The organism is Kitasatospora cheerisanensis KCTC 2395 (assembly GCF_000696185.1).
Classification (GTDB): domain Bacteria; phylum Actinomycetota; class Actinomycetes; order Streptomycetales; family Streptomycetaceae; genus Kitasatospora; species Kitasatospora cheerisanensis.
Window position 1 is genome coordinate 5,127,877 of sequence record NZ_KK853997.1, and the last position, 12,578, is coordinate 5,140,454.

The following is a 12,578-nucleotide window of genomic DNA, read 5'->3' on the forward strand; positions in this document are numbered from 1 at the left end:
TCCGCTCCGCGCAGTTCCTCGCGCCGTCCGGTGGTGCGCTCCCCGCTGTGCGGCCCGTCACAGTGAGTCGTGGTTAACAGCCGGGTGGGAGCGGGGCTATGGTCCGGGCATGTTTGCTGCCTATGCCGCCCGTATCAGTCCTGACGACCCGTTGAGCGCGCTGGAGCTGGGCGAGTTGCCCGAGCCCGAGGTGCGGCCGGGCTGGAGCGTGGTGACGGTGAAGGCCGCCACGCTGAACCACCACGACCTGTGGTCGCTGCGGGGGGTGGGCCTGCCGGCGGAGCGGCTGCCGATGATCCTCGGGTGCGACGCGTCCGGGGTGGACGAGCACGGCAACGAGGTGGTGATCCACTCGGTGATCGGGCAGAGCGGCCACGGGGTGGGCCCGGACGAGCCGCGGTCGATCCTCACCGAGCGCTACCGGGGGACGTTCGCCCAGCGCGTCGCGGTGCCCACCTGGAACCTGCTGCCGAAGCCGAAGGAACTGAGCTTCGAGGAGGCGGCCTGCTTGCCGACCGCCTGGCTGACCGCGTACCGGATGCTGTTCACCAACGCGGGCGTGAAGCCGGGCGACACCGTGCTGGTGCAGGGCGCCGGCGGCGGGGTGTCGACCGCGCTGGTGGTGCTGGCGAAGGCCGCCGGGCTGCGGGTCTGGGTGACCGGCCGGGACGAGGCCAAGCGGGCCCGCGCGGTGGAGCTCGGCGCGGACGCCGCGTTCGAGAGCGGGGCCCGGCTGCCCGAGCGGGTGGACGCGGTGATGGAGACGGTGGGCGCGGCGACCTGGTCGCACTCGGTGAAGTCGCTGCGGCCGGGCGGCACCATCGTGATCTCGGGGGCGACCAGCGGGCCGAGCCCGAAGGCCGCCGAGCTGAACCGGATCTTCTTCCTGGAGCTGAAGGTGGTCGGCTCGACCATGGGCTCCAAGGAGGAGCTGGCCGGCCTGCTGGCGCTGTGCGCGAACTCCGGGGTCCGCCCGGTGATCGACTCGGTGCGCCCGCTGGCCGAGGCCCGGTCGGCGTTCGAGCAGCTGGAGCGCGGCCAGGTGTTCGGCAAGCTGGTGCTGACGCCGTGAACGACGAGGAGCCCCCGACCCCGTCCGGTCAGGAGGCTCCTCGGGTCTGCTGCCGCGCCGTCAGCGCCGGTGCAGGGCACGGGCCGCGGCGGCCAGCGCCTGCTGGGCGCGGGCCAGTCCGGCGGCGTCCACGCCGCTGTCGCGGGCGGTGTCGCGGACGTGGTCGCGGAACCGGTCGAGCAGGCGCTCCAGTTCGCGGGCCGGGTCGCCGGCCGGGTCGGTGCGGGCCCAGTCCGGCAGGTCGGCGGGGGCGTCGTCCTTGTCGAGGTCGATCCGGACGGGCTCCTCGGCGGGCGTGCCGGGGGAGCCCCAGCGGGCGGCGTCGGCCAGCGAGCCGAGGCCGCGGGTGAGTTCGGCCAGGCCCTCGGCGAGGCCGGTGGACCAGTCGCCGTGCGAGGTGTGCTCGCGGACCTGCTCCTCGATCCGGCGCTTGAGCCGCAGGGCCTCCTGCTGGGCGGCGGTGCGGGCGGCCCTGGACTGCTCGCGCAGCCGCTTGGTCTCCGCCTCGGCGGCCTTGGCCTGCTGCCGGGCCGCCTTCTCCTGCTCCTTGGCGCGCCGGGCCTGCTCCTTGGCCTCGGCCTTGAGCCGGGCGAACTCGTCCTTGGCGCGCTGCCAGGACTCCTTGCTCTGCCAGGGCGCGGCGAACGGGTCGCCGGCGGCGGCCGGGGTGTCCTTGGCCTGCTGCCAGAGTTCGGCGCGCAGGTCCTTGGCGCTGTCCCGGACGTCCTGCCGGATGGCGCCGGCCAGCTGGCCGACCGAGTCGTGGATCTCCGCCTCCAGGGACGTCAGTTCGTCCTGGCGGGAGGCGAGTTCGGTGCGCCCGGTGTCGGTCAGCCGGTAGACCTTGCGGCCGCCCTCGGTGGTGTGGCTGACCAGTCCCTCGGCCTCCAGCTTGGCGAGCCGGGGGTAGACGGTGCCCGCGGAGGGCGCGTACAGGCCGTGGAACCGCTCCTCCAGCAGGCGGATCACCTCGTACCCGTGCCGAGGGCTCTCGTCGAGCAGCTTCAGCAGGTACAGGCGGAGCCGGCCGTGGCCGAACACCGGGGTCATCTCAGGCCTCCTTGGTCAGGTCGAGCGGGCCGGCGGGCAGCTCCTTGGCCGGCCGGTCCTCCTCGGCGTCGGGACGGCGCTGCACGGTGACCGCGCCGGTGACGGTGGTCACCTGGAGGCGGCCCTGGCCGGCGCCGAGCTGGCCGGAGAGCTTCTTGGAGCCCCAGCCGCCGCCGACGGTGAGCTCGTCGAAGGCGCTGGAGAGGGTTCCGCTGGTGGTGCCCGCCTCGACCTTGGCGTCGGCGAACGAGGGCAGCCGGACGCCGACCGGGCCGGCGACGGTGGTGACGCCGATGTCGGTGGGGGTGGCGGCGTCCAGGTCGAGGGTGACCGCGCCGGACACCGAGTGGGCGCGGATCCGGGTGGCGCTGCCGGCCACCAGGGTGACCGCGCCGGAGACCGTGTTGACCTTCAGCTCGCCGGACAGGCCCTCGGCGTCCACGTCGCCGGAGACGGTGTTGGCGGAGACCGCGCCGGTCAGGCCGGCGAGCGTGGTGCCGCCGCTGGCGCCGTGCACCCCGACCTCGCCGGCGATGCCGGAGACGGTGGCGTGCGCGGAGACCGTGCCGACCTTGACCGAGGCGGCTGCCGGCACGGCCACCGTGACCTCGACGCGGCGCTTGCGGCGCAGGCCCGAGAAGTAGGACTTGACGCTGTGCACGGACTTCGCGGCCTCGCCGAACTCGGACCAGCTGAGGTCCTTGTAGGTGACGGTGAGCACCCCGTCGACCAGGGTGACCTGGAGCGGCTCGCCCTCCAGGGCGGCCACTTCGAGGCGTGCCGGTCCCTCGGTGGGGACCACGTTCACGGTGCCGTCGACGACCCGCACGTGCAGGATGTGCACGGTCTCGTCGAAGGTGATGGTCTCGCTGCTGTCTACCGTCCGCTCGAACATGTCCGGCTCCCCGTCCTCCCATACGCGATGTATCGCGTTGTCGTTGATATTTACGATATATCGCGTCGGGCGGAAGTCAAGGCGGCCCGGCCCCGATCCGCACCCGGACCGCATCCCCATCCGACCCCGAGAGCACCCCGAGGCCGACCCCCGGAACGCCGACGGCCCGGCAGGCGAAATCGCCTGCCGGGCCGCACTGGTGACGCTGCGTCAGTCCTCGTCCTCATCGTCCAGCCGGGCCAGCCAGGTGGCCAGCCGCTCCACCGGCACCTCGAAGTCCGGGTTCAGGTCCACGAACTCCCGCAGGCGTTCGGCCAGCCACTCGAAAGTGACCTCCTCCTCGCCTCGCCGGCTCTCCAACTCCTCGATGCCGCGGTCGGTGAAGTACACGGTGTTCTCGCTCCGGTGGTGGTTCTGGTACGCCGCCGCCCAGGATAGTGCGCCCCGATCAGCCCTCGTACCGGTAGTAGCCGATCGACAGCCGGACGGCGTCGGAGCCCGTGTCGTGGCTGACGATCCGCACCACCCCGATGCTCCGGTCCTTCCGGTTGCGGACGCAGAACACCCGCCCGGCCGGCAGGTCCGCCCAGGCCAGGTGGGCGGCCGGGCTGCGGTCGACGCCGTCCGAGCACTGCTGCGCCGTGAGCGGGTCCGACCGGCCGACGTACATGTCGAAGTCGGTGTCCACCCGCAGCCCGTCCGCGGTCGGGTCCGCGAAGGTCGCCGAAGTGCCGCTCGGCGCGACCCGGCCGTTCGGCAGGTCGAAGCCGTAGTCGGCGCTGGGCGAGGCGAGCTCCCGGTTCTCGTACACCGCGAGGTAGCCGCCGGCCGACGCGGACTCCTGCGGCGAGGCGGGGGCGCTCGGCCGCGGACTCGACGGGCGGGGGTCGGACGGCGGCGAGGACGAGGGCCGGTCACCGCTGCGGGTGCCGGAGGCGGCCGGGCCGGCCTGCTGGGAGGTGCCACCGGTGTCCTGCTGGAGGCTCCGCATCAGCGCCAGCCCGCCGGCCGTGCCCGCCAGCAGGGTCACCAGGACCACCACCAGCAGGGTCCGCCAGGACACCCCGCCGCGCGGCGGCCCGGTGCGGGCGGGGCCGGAGCCTGCGTCGGCGCGGGCGCGGGCTCGGGCGCGTGGGCCGGGACCACCGGGGGAGCGGACGGCATGGTGGGCACCGGCACCACGGTCGGCACGGGCGCGGCGGCCGGTGCCGGCAGCGGCGTCGGCGGGGTCCGGGGCAGGTCCGCGCGGCGGGTGATCTCGGTGTTCACCTGGCCCGGCAGCCAGTCCTCGCCGAACCTCAACTGCCCGCCCACCACCGGGTGTTCGCGGGCCGCCCGGATCAGCTCCGGCGGCGTCGGCCGGTCCTGCGGGGCCTTCGCCAGGCAGCGCGCCACCAGCTCGCGCAGCGGCGCCGGAACGCTGCCCAGGTCCGGCTCCTCGTGCACCACCCGGTACAGCACCGCGCTCTCCGGCCCGTCCCCGAACGGCGGGGCGCCGCCCGCCACGTACGCCGTCAGCGAGCCCAGCGCGAACACGTCGGTGGCCGGGGTGATCGGGCCGCCCTGCGCCTGCTCCGGCGACATGAACGCGGGCGAGCCGATCCGGTAGCCGGTGCCGGTCAGCGCCGTGGCGTCGGCCGCCCGGGCGATCCCGAAGTCGATCACCCGCGGCCCGTCCGCCGCCACCAGCACGTTCGCCGGCTTCAGGTCCCGGTGCACCACCGCCACGCTGTGGATCGCCTGCAGCGCCTCCGCGATCCCGCCGACCAGCAGCAGCACCGTCCGCACCGGCAGCGCCCCGTGCTCGCGCACCACCTGCTGCAGCGACGGCCCGGGCACGTACGAGGTGACCAGCCACGGCGCACCGGAGTCCAGGCCGCCCGAGTCGATCACCTGCGCGGTGTACAGCCCGTGGATCCGCTGCGCGCTGCTCACCTCCTGCGCGAAACGGCGCCGGAACTCGCCGTCCTCGGCGAACTCCGGGCGGACCACCTTCACCGCCACCGGCCGCCCGCCCGGCGTGTACGACAGGTACACCCGGCCCATCCCGCCCGACCCCAGCCGGGCGAACAGCCGGTAGCCGCCGACCTCGCGCGGATCGTCCGGGAGCAGCGGCTGGAACACCGGAGGAAGCGGGACGGAGTGCTGCGGACTGTCGGCTGGCATGCGGCGAATCCCCCTCGGAACGAGCGAACCCGGCCCGGCCGCGCCCGCGGGAGGCGCCGCGGCCCGGCGGCGGAAACCGGCGAGGGACAACCTATCGATCCGTCAGTTCCCTTGCAGCACAAGGGAACTGGCCAATCCCGGAAACGGCAACGGAGACGGAAACGGCCCCGCCCCCGGAGACCGGGGACGAGGGCCGTGCAGACCGGGCGGCGTCAGCGCGTCAGAGCGCGAACACCTCGTCGATCAGCGCCTTCTGCTCGGCCGCGTGACGCTTGGCCGAGCCGACCGCGGGGGCCGAGGAGGCCGTGCGGGCGACGCGGCGCAGGCGGGCGCCGCCGTTGGCGGAGCGGCCGATGACGACCTGCAGGTGGTCGACCAGGTTCATCGCGATGAACGGCCAGGCACCCTGGTTGGCCGGCTCCTCCTGCGCCCAGACGAACTGGACGTTCTCGCCGTAGCGGGCCAGCTCCTCCTGGAGCTCGGCGATCGGCAGCGGGTACAGGCGCTCGACGCGGACGATGGCGGTGTCGATGACGCCGCGCTCGGTCCGGGCCGCCTCCAGGTCGTAGTAGAACTTGCCGGAGGTGATGACCACCTTGCGGACCTGCGCCGGGTCCACCGTGCTGTCGCCGATCACCGGGCGGAACGCGCCGCTGGTGAACTCGGAGGCGGCGGACGCCGCGGCCTTCAGACGCAGCATCGACTTCGGGGTGAAGACGATGAGCGGCTTGTGGTGCGGGTTGTGCGCCTGCCAGCGCAGCAGGTGGAAGTAGTTCGACGGCAGGGTCGGCATCGCGACCGTCATGTTGTCCTGCGCGCACAGCTGCAGGAAGCGCTCCGGGCGGGCGGACGAGTGGTCCGGGCCCTGGCCCTCCATGCCGTGCGGCAGCAGCAGGGTGACGCCGGAGTGCTGGCCCCACTTCTGCTCGGCGGACGCGATGTACTCGTCGACCATGGTCTGCGCGCCGTTGACGAAGTCGCCGAACTGCGCCTCCCACATGACCAGCGCGTTCGGGCGGGTCAGCGAGTAGCCGTACTCGAAGCCCATCGCCGCGTACTCGCTGAGCAGCGAGTCGTAGACGGTGAAGCGGGCCTGGTCCTCGGTCAGGTACATCAGCGGGGTGTAGTCCTCGCCGGTGTTCCGGTCGATCAGCACCGCGTGGCGCTGGCCGAAGGTGCCGCGGCGGGAGTCCTGGCCGGCCAGGCGGACCGGGTGGCCCTCCATCAGCAGCGAGCCGATGGCGAGCGCCTCGCCGGTCGCCCAGTCGATCGTGTTGTCCTCGATCGAGGCGGCGCGGCGCTGGAGCTGCGGCAGCAGGCGCGGGTGCACGGTCAGCCAGTCCGGCAGGTTGACCTGCGAGGCGGCGATCCGCTTGACCATCTCGGCGGAGATGCCGGTCTGGATGCTGACCGGGAAGTCCGCGACCGGGCGGCCGGTCTCGGCGGGGGCGGGGGCGGTGGTGGCCTCGCGGACCTCCGCGAAGACCTTCTCCAGCTGGCCCTGGAAGTCCTGGAGCGCCTGCTCCGCCTCTTCCATGGTGATGTCGCCGCGACCGATCAGCGCCTCGGTGTACAGCTTGCGCACCGAGCGCTTCTTGTCGATCAGGTCGTACATCAGCGGCTGGGTGAACGACGGGTTGTCGGCCTCGTTGTGACCGCGGCGGCGGTAGCAGATGAGGTCGATCACGACGTCCTTGTGGAACGCCTGGCGGAACTCGAAGGCGAGCCGCGCGACGCGGACCACGGCCTCCGGGTCGTCGCCGTTCACGTGGAAGATCGGCGCCTCGATCATCCGGGCGACGTCGGTGCAGTACATCGACGAGCGCGAGGAGGTCGGGGCGGCGGTGAAGCCGACCTGGTTGTTGACCACGATGTGCACGGTGCCGCCGGTGCGGTAGCCGCGCAGCTGCGACATGTTCAGGGTCTCCGCGACCACGCCCTGGCCCGCGAAGGCCGCGTCGCCGTGGATCTGGATCGGCAGCACCGGGAAGGTCGTGCCGCCGAAGTCCAGGATGTCCTGCTTGGCGCGGGCGATGCCCTCGACGACCGGGTCGACCGTCTCCAGGTGGGACGGGTTGGCGGCCAGCGACACCTTGATGGTCTCGCCGTCCAGGCCGGTGAAGGTGCCCTCGGAGCCGAGGTGGTACTTCACGTCGCCCGAGCCGTGCATCGACTTCGGGTCGAGGTTGCCCTCGAACTCGCCGAAGATCTTGCCGAACGGCTTGCCGACGATGTTCGCCAGCACGTTCAGACGGCCGCGGTGCGCCATGCCGATGACGGCCTCGTCGAGGCGGTGCTCGGCGGCGGCGTCGATGGTGGCGTCCAGCAGCGGGATGAGCGACTCGCCGCCCTCCAGCGAGAAACGCTTCTGCCCGACGTACTTGGTCTGCAGGAAGGTCTCGAAGGCCTCGGCCGAGTTCAGCCGGCGCAGGACGCGCAGCTGCTCCTCGCGCTCCGGCTTGGTGTACGGCTTCTCCAGGCGCTCCTGCAGCCAGCTGCGCTGCGCCGGGTCCTGGATGTGCATGTACTCGATGCCGACGGTGCGGCAGTAGGTGTTGCGCAGCAGGCCGAGGATGTCGCGGAGCTTCATCATCTTCTGGCCGCCGAAGCCGCCGACCGCGAACTCGCGCTCCAGGTCCCACAGGGTGAGGCCGTGGGTGGTGACGTCCAGGTCGGGGTGCTTGCGCTGCATGTACTCCAGCGGGTCGGTGTCGGCCATCAGGTGGCCGCGGACCCGGTAGGAGTGGATGAGCTCCATGACGCGCGCGGTCTTGTTGACCTCGTCGTCGTGGGTGGTGGCCACGTCGGTGGCCCAGCGCACCGGCTCGTACGGGATCCGGAGGGACTCGAACACCTCGTCGTAGAAGTTGTTCGCGCCCAGCAGCAGCTGGTGGATCGAGCGGAGGAACTCGCCCGAGGCCGCGCCCTGGATGACCCGGTGGTCGTAGGTCGAGGTGAGCGTCATGATCTTGGAGACGCCCAGGCGGGCCAGGGTCTCCGGGGAGGAGCCCTGGAACTCGGCCGGGTACTCCATCGCGCCGACGCCGACGATGGTGCCCTGGTTCTGCATCAGGCGCGGCACGGAGTGCACGGTGCCGATGCCGCCCGGGTTGGTCAGCGAGACCGTGACGCCGGTGAAGTCGTCCATGGTCAGCTTGTTGGCGCGGGCCCGGCGGACGATGTCCTCGTAGGCCTGCCAGAAGCCGAAGAAGTCGAGCGTCTCGGCCTTCTTGATCGCCGCGACGACCAGCTGGCGGTCGCCGTTCGGCTTGACCAGGTCGATGGCGAGGCCCAGGTTCACGTGCTCGGGCTTCACCAGGTAGGACTTGCCGTCCTCCACCTTGTAGCTGTAGTTCATGCCCGGGTTGGCCTTCACGGCCTGGACCAGCGCGTAGCCGATCAGGTGGGTGAAGGACACCTTGCCGCCGCGGGCGCGCTGCAGGTGGTTGTTGATGACGATGCGGTTGTCGATCAACAGCTTGGCGGGCACCGCGCGCACCGAGGTGGCGGTCGGAACCTCCAGCGAAGCATCCATGTTCGACGCCACGGCCTTCGCCGGGCCGCGGAGCTGGATCAGCTCGGGGCCCTCCGCGGCGGCCTTCGCCGGGGCGGCCGGAGCCGCGGCCTTCGGCGCGGGCGGGCGGCGGGAGCGGCGGCCAGCGGCGCAGGGGCGGCCGCCGGCTGCGCGGGCGCCGGAGCGGCGGCCGGGGCAGCGGGGGCGGGCGCGGCCGGAGCAGCGGCAGCGGGAGCGGCAACGGGGGCCGGCTGGGAGCCGACCGGAGTTGCGGCCTGGGTCACTGGAGTCACCTCGGTACCGGGCTTGTAGTCGGCGAAAAAGTCCCACCAGGCACGGTCGACCGAGGCCGGGTCCTGGAGGTACTGCTGGTAGATCTCGTCGACGAGCCACTCATTGGGGCCGAAGCCAGTGGAGCTTGCCGAGCTGGGGGTTTCTTGGTGTGGCGACACGGGGCAACCGCCCTCTTCCGCTTCCTTTTGGGATGGTGGACAGCGGGGATTAAGGCTACGCCTCCGACCAGTGATCGCGCAGTCCCCGATGGTCAGGCGTCGCCCAGATCACATCGTCGGACCGGATTTTGGCCGGAACCGTGCGTTAGAGATGCCGGAAATCGGGGAACCGGCGAGGAGCTGACCCCTGCCATACCGAGTGAAAATCGGACGAACCGGCGGTTCTGGCCGGTCGGACGGCAGGTCCGACCGGCCCGCCGCTCCGCTTTGTACCGGTTCCGCCACAAACCCGGCGGCGCGCCGGGCCTAGGCGGGAACCGGCGTCTCACCCGGCAGGGTGACCTCGATCCGGCAGCCCGCCGGGGCCTCGGCCACCCGGATGCGGCCGCCGTGCAGGTCCACCGCCCAGCGGGCGATCGCCAGCCCCAGGCCGGTCCCGCCGTCGCTGCCCGGGCCCAGCGCGGTCGGCGAACCGCTGCGGCCGAAGCGCTCGAACACCCGCTCCCGGTCCGCGAGCGGAATGCCCGGACCCTGGTCCTGCACCTCCAGCAGCAGCCCGCCGCCGTCCGCCGCCCGGGCCCGCACCGTCACGGTGCCGCCGGCCGGCGAGTGCTTGCACGCGTTGTCCACCAGGTTGGCCACCACCTGGTGCAGGCGCTCCGCGTCGGCCACCGCCGTCAGGTCGGGCGGCTGCACGTCGACCGCCAGCCGCACGTCCTCGCGCCGGGCGTACGCTCCGCCCGCCGTCGCGCCGTCCACCGTCACGCCCCGCAGCACGCCGTCCAGGAACTCCCGCACCCGGAACGGGCGGGAGTCCAGCGGGACCACGCCGTCGTCCAGCTTCGACAGGTCCAGCAGGTGGGTGACCAGCCGGCCCAGGCGCTCGGTCTGCTCCAGGGCGGTGCCCAGGTTCTTCGGGTCCGGCTTCACCACGCCGTCCACCACGTTCTCCAGCAGGCCGCGGAGCGCCGCGATCGGCGTGCGCAGCTCGTGCGAGACGTTGGCGATCAGCTCCCGGCGGTGCCGGTCGGCGGCCTCCAGGTCGCCCGCCATCCGGTTGAAGGTGTCGGCCAGCTCGCCGATCTCGTCCCGCGAGGCCACGTGCACCCGGGCGCTGTAGTCGCCCTCGGCCATCGACCGGGCGGCGGCCGTCATGTCGCGCAGCGGCGCGGTCAGGCCGTTCGCCAGGAACTGCATGAACAGCAGCGAGGCGATCAGCGAGAAGATCATGATGATCCGGATCTGGGTCTCCGACCGGATCGCCACCACCACCATGCCGGTGGCCAGCACCACCGAGACGACCACCAGCAGGGCCAGTTTGCCCTTCACCGAGCGCACCGGATCGAACGGGCGGATGTCGGCCCACACCCGGCGCGCGGCGCGCACCGCGAGCGGGGGCCGCGGGGTCGGCTCGGCTTCCCCGTTGCGTTGCTGTGGAAAGGTCATGGTGTCCTTCAGCTCGTCCCCCGTGAACGACCGGACCGCCGCGCGGGCCCCCGGAGGCCCGGACCGGCGGCGCCCGGTCAGGACAGCGGAGCCTCCAGCGCGTACCCCACGCCGTGCACCGTGCGGATCCAGCTCGCCCCGATCTTCCGGCGCAGCGCCTTCACGTGGCTGTCCACCGTGCGGGTGCCGGACGCGTCGGTCCAGTCCCACACCTCGGCCAGCAGCTGCTCGCGGGTCAGCACCGCGCGCGGCTGGGCCGCCAGGCAGGCCAGCAGGTCGAACTCGGTCGGCGTCAGGTGGACGTCGCCCGAGCCGAGCCGGACCCGGCGCTGCACGTGGTCGATCTCCAGTTCGCCGAAGCGCAGGCTGCCGAGGGCCGGTGTCCGCGCGGCCTGCTGGGCGCGCTCCACGCGGCGCAGCAGCACGTTCACCCGGGCCGCCAGCTCGCGCATCGAAAACGGCTTGGTCATGTAGTCGTCCGCGCCGACGCCCAGACCGACCAGCAGGTCCGTCTCGTCGTCGCGGGCGGTCAGCATCAGCACCGGCACCGGGCGCTGGGCCTGGATCCGGCGGCACACCTCCAGGCCGTCGAAGCCCGGCAGCATGATGTCGAGCACCACCAGGTCCGGCTGCCAGGTGTGGAAGCCGTCCACCGCGCCCGGCCCGTCGTGGGCCACCGCCACCTTGAAGCCCTCGGCTCCCAGCCGCGCCGCGATCGACTCCGCGATGGTCGGCTCGTCCTCCACGACGAGCACCCGTCGCTGGGTACCCACCGGGCCACTGCTCATCGTCTCTTGCTGGATCTCTGTCACGGTCACGCCACCGCCCCCAGGGCTGCGGGCCGGCCGCCTGTGGGGACGGCGGGCTCCGCTTCGTAGTCGTCTTGTTCCGTCGTGGGCTGTGCCCCGCCCGCCGGTGCTGCTCCTGGCAGCGTACGGACGCCGTCCCCGCCCGGGAGGGCGGACCGGAGGATTCCGGCCGCGGACCGTCATGTTTGGCAGGTCCCCGATCGGACGGGCACGGGCCAGTACCTTACCCGCAGCACTTGCGAGCTGTAACGGTACGTGTGCGAGCGGCATATGCACGGTCAGAGGTCTTCACAGGACTTCCTCAGACACCTCTCACCCGCCCCCCGTATGGTGGGTCGGACGAGGCGTTCGGGAGGCACGATGACCAGCGCGGAACTGCGACGACGACTGATCAGGCCCGGGCTGCGCGCGCTGCCCACTCCCCGGACCAACCCGTTCGCGCTCGGTTACCTCGCCCTGCTCCTCGGCACCACCCTCTACGCCCGGTTCGGCGACCCCGAGACGGTCCACCGGCTCCAGTCGGTCTCCTCCACCGACGCGCACAACCTGATGGTCCACCCCGCGATCTCGCTCATCGGCAGCGGCCTGTGGGTCGCCGGCTCGGTGTGGATGCCCTACTTCTGGGCCTTCGGCGTCACGGTCGCCCCACTGGAACGGCGGGTCGGCGGCATCCGCGCGCTCGGCGTCTTCGCGGCCGGCCACATCGGCGCGACCCTGCTCTCGCAGGGCGTCGTCCTCGGTGCGGTGGCGAGCGGCGGGGCCGCGCCGGACCTCCTCGACGCGATCGACATCGGCGTCAGCTACGGCGTGCTGGCCTCGCTCGGCGGGCTGGCCGGGCTGCTGCGGCCGGCCGGGCGCGCGGTCGCGCTGGGGGCCGGCCTGGCGCTGATCGGGAACCAGTTGCTGTCCGACCCCGACCTGGTGACCTCGGTGGGGCACCCGGCGGCGCTGCTGGTCGGGTGCGCGCTGTGGCCGTGGCTGCGGCGGGGGCGGGGCCGCGACGGCCCCGCCGGGCGGCCGCGTGGCAGGCCGCGGCGGTGGAGAGCGCTTCGTAGCGGAGCCCTCGCCCCGAACCCGCCCACGCGTCCTTCGCTCAGGGTGAACAGCCGCGGGGGAACAATTGACGGCGCCCAGGCCTTAGTCAGGTCGACTCAACTTCACTGACTGGGGAGAG

9 protein-coding genes and 1 pseudogene are annotated in these 12,578 nt (G+C 72.7%); 2 read left to right on the forward strand and 8 right to left on the reverse strand.

What is annotated here, in order from left to right; translation table 11 throughout:
• The first annotated feature begins 109 nt into the window (after positions 1-109).
• Positions 110-1,072 carry a zinc-binding dehydrogenase gene (locus tag KCH_RS23445; RefSeq protein ID WP_035866038.1) on the forward strand — a complete coding sequence of 321 codons (963 nt, stop codon included), beginning with the start codon at positions 110-112 and terminating at the stop codon, positions 1,070-1,072.
• 60 nt (positions 1,073-1,132) lie between these two features.
• Here KCH_RS23445 and KCH_RS23450 read toward each other — a convergent pair whose 3' ends face one another.
• The 8 genes and pseudogenes from KCH_RS23450 to KCH_RS23485 all read right to left on the reverse strand — a co-directional run bounded on the left by KCH_RS23450 (position 1,133) and on the right by KCH_RS23485 (position 11,383).
• Entirely contained in the window at positions 1,133-2,122 is a 990-nt protein-coding gene (locus KCH_RS23450; protein WP_035866040.1) for a PadR family transcriptional regulator, read from the reverse strand.
• Position 2,123: 1 nt separating this feature from the next.
• Positions 2,124-3,017 (reverse strand): DUF4097 family beta strand repeat-containing protein, encoded by an 894-nt coding sequence (locus KCH_RS23455; protein WP_035866043.1) that lies wholly within the window; start codon positions 3,015-3,017, stop codon positions 2,124-2,126.
• Positions 3,018-3,227: 210 nt separating this feature from the next.
• Complete coding sequence (locus tag KCH_RS23460; protein WP_035866044.1) at positions 3,228-3,407, reverse strand: DUF6104 family protein; 180 nt, start codon at positions 3,405-3,407, stop codon at positions 3,228-3,230.
• 58 nt (positions 3,408-3,465) lie between these two features.
• Positions 3,466-4,056, reverse strand: coding sequence for a hypothetical protein (locus tag KCH_RS23465; protein ID WP_167574107.1), 591 nt, complete (start codon positions 4,054-4,056; stop codon positions 3,466-3,468).
• Complete coding sequence (locus KCH_RS23470) at positions 4,044-5,183, reverse strand: serine/threonine-protein kinase (RefSeq protein WP_084223889.1); 1,140 nt, start codon at positions 5,181-5,183, stop codon at positions 4,044-4,046. The genes KCH_RS23465 and KCH_RS23470 overlap by 13 nt, the downstream gene beginning before the upstream one ends.
• A gap of 220 nt (positions 5,184-5,403) precedes the next feature.
• Positions 5,404-9,149 (reverse strand): annotated as a pseudogene (locus KCH_RS23475) (multifunctional oxoglutarate decarboxylase/oxoglutarate dehydrogenase thiamine pyrophosphate-binding subunit/dihydrolipoyllysine-residue succinyltransferase subunit).
• Between the two features lie 306 nt (positions 9,150-9,455).
• Positions 9,456-10,595, reverse strand: coding sequence for a HAMP domain-containing sensor histidine kinase (locus tag KCH_RS23480; protein WP_051653382.1), 1,140 nt, complete (start codon positions 10,593-10,595; stop codon positions 9,456-9,458).
• Positions 10,596-10,672: 77 nt separating this feature from the next.
• Complete coding sequence (locus KCH_RS23485) at positions 10,673-11,383, reverse strand: response regulator transcription factor (protein WP_035866049.1); 711 nt, start codon at positions 11,381-11,383, stop codon at positions 10,673-10,675.
• Between the two features lie 381 nt (positions 11,384-11,764).
• Between KCH_RS23485 and KCH_RS23490 the strand changes: the two genes are divergently transcribed.
• On the forward strand, positions 11,765-12,568 hold the full coding sequence (locus KCH_RS23490; RefSeq protein ID WP_051653383.1) for a rhomboid-like protein: 804 nt from the start codon (positions 11,765-11,767) through the stop codon (positions 12,566-12,568).
• Positions 12,569-12,578 lie beyond the last annotated feature (10 nt).

Excerpts from the sequence above, each read along its gene's own strand:
- KCH_RS23455 (WP_035866043.1), bottom strand. The coding sequence starts at position 3,017 with ATGTTCGAGCGGACGGTAGACAGCAGCGAGACCATCACCTTCGACGAG.
- KCH_RS23450 (WP_035866040.1), bottom strand. The coding sequence starts at position 2,122 with ATGACCCCGGTGTTCGGCCACGGCCGGCTCCGCCTGTACCTGCTGAAG.
- KCH_RS23490 (WP_051653383.1), top strand. The coding sequence starts at position 11,765 with ATGACCAGCGCGGAACTGCGACGACGACTGATCAGGCCCGGGCTGCGC.
- KCH_RS23485 (WP_035866049.1), bottom strand. The coding sequence starts at position 11,383 with ATGAGCAGTGGCCCGGTGGGTACCCAGCGACGGGTGCTCGTCGTGGAG.
- KCH_RS23445 (WP_035866038.1), top strand. The coding sequence starts at position 110 with ATGTTTGCTGCCTATGCCGCCCGTATCAGTCCTGACGACCCGTTGAGC.
- KCH_RS23470 (WP_084223889.1), bottom strand. The coding sequence starts at position 5,183 with ATGCCAGCCGACAGTCCGCAGCACTCCGTCCCGCTTCCTCCGGTGTTC.
- KCH_RS23480 (WP_051653382.1), bottom strand. The coding sequence starts at position 10,595 with ATGACCTTTCCACAGCAACGCAACGGGGAAGCCGAGCCGACCCCGCGG.